1 protein-coding gene is annotated in these 1,137 nt (G+C 62.5%); it reads right to left on the reverse strand.

The genetic code is table 11. From position 1 onward, the window contains the following. The coding region (locus OP495_RS18055; protein WP_280571155.1) for an alpha-amylase family glycosyl hydrolase at positions 1-1,137 on the reverse strand (1,137 nt) is incomplete at both ends.

Genomic DNA, 1,137 nt, shown 5'->3' on the forward strand with positions numbered 1-1,137 from the left:
CCTCGGGGTGAAAACAGGGCTCTTGGGCACGCAGCCTGAGGCGCCGCCGCAAGGCCATGAACACCTCGCGTGTGGGGGTGTTGCGGCTATCGAGCAGCTCATCTAATGCTTTTTTCTCCCAGCGCCGGCGGTTGATGGTGCGCAATTGTCCGCTGCGCTCGACACCCTCGTGATCATTGAGGGTGGCGGTCAGGCAGTGGAAATAGATGCCCGGTACGCCCTGTAGCGCGAGCATCAAGTGCTGGCTGCACAGGAAACGTTCCACCTGCCAGGGATCGGCGCCGCGACGTGTGCCGCGTAGCGCATCGAAGTAGGTGATGTTGACCTCGTAAGGCGTGTCCTTGCCATCGGCGTTGGCCTTCATGCTCACATACCCGCCGAAGCGATGCATGAGTTCGAGCATGGCGTCGATCTCGTGGGGCGGCAGCAGTCCTTCCAGCGCGCGCACGCCGATCCCGTCGTGGCTGGCGGTGAAGTTGAAATAGGTGCAGCCGGGTGGCAACGCGGGGAGGCCGCGCGCCCAGGCTTCCAGCGCCGTGGCGTCGCCGCTGGTGAGCGTATGCACCAGCAGTGGCGGCAACGTGAACTGATAGATCATGTGCGCTTCGTCGGGCTTTGCCGGTGCGTCCGACGTGGTAGCGTCGTCGAGGCGCTCGAGACCGAAGTAGCTCATGTTCTCGCGGTGTGGCACGTTGGTTTCGGTGATCAGCAGCGTGCCGGGCGCCAGATAGTCGAGCACGGCGCGTAGTAGCCGTACCACGGCATGAGTTTCCGGTAGATGGATGCACGAGGTGCCGACTTCCTTCCATAGATAGGCGATGGCGTCGAGGCGGATGATGCGCGCGCCCTGCTCCACGTAGTAGAGCATGATGCCGATGAACTCGATGAGCACATCGGGATTGGCGAAGTTGAGGTCGATCTGGTCCTCTGAGAATGTCGCCCACAGATAGCGTGTCCCGCGGCGCGTGGAAACCGGCACCAGCAGTGGCGAGCTGCGTGGTCGGGTGACCTGCGTCAGGTCGGTGTTCGGGTCCATCTCGATGAAATAGTCGCGTCCTGGCTGGGTGCCGGCCAGGTAGTCGACGAACCACAGCGATTCCCGCGAGACGTGATTGATGACCAGATCGACCATCAAGT

It is taken from the genome of Chromohalobacter sp. 296-RDG (assembly GCF_029889885.1).
Classification (GTDB): Bacteria; Pseudomonadota; Gammaproteobacteria; order Pseudomonadales; family Halomonadaceae; genus Chromohalobacter.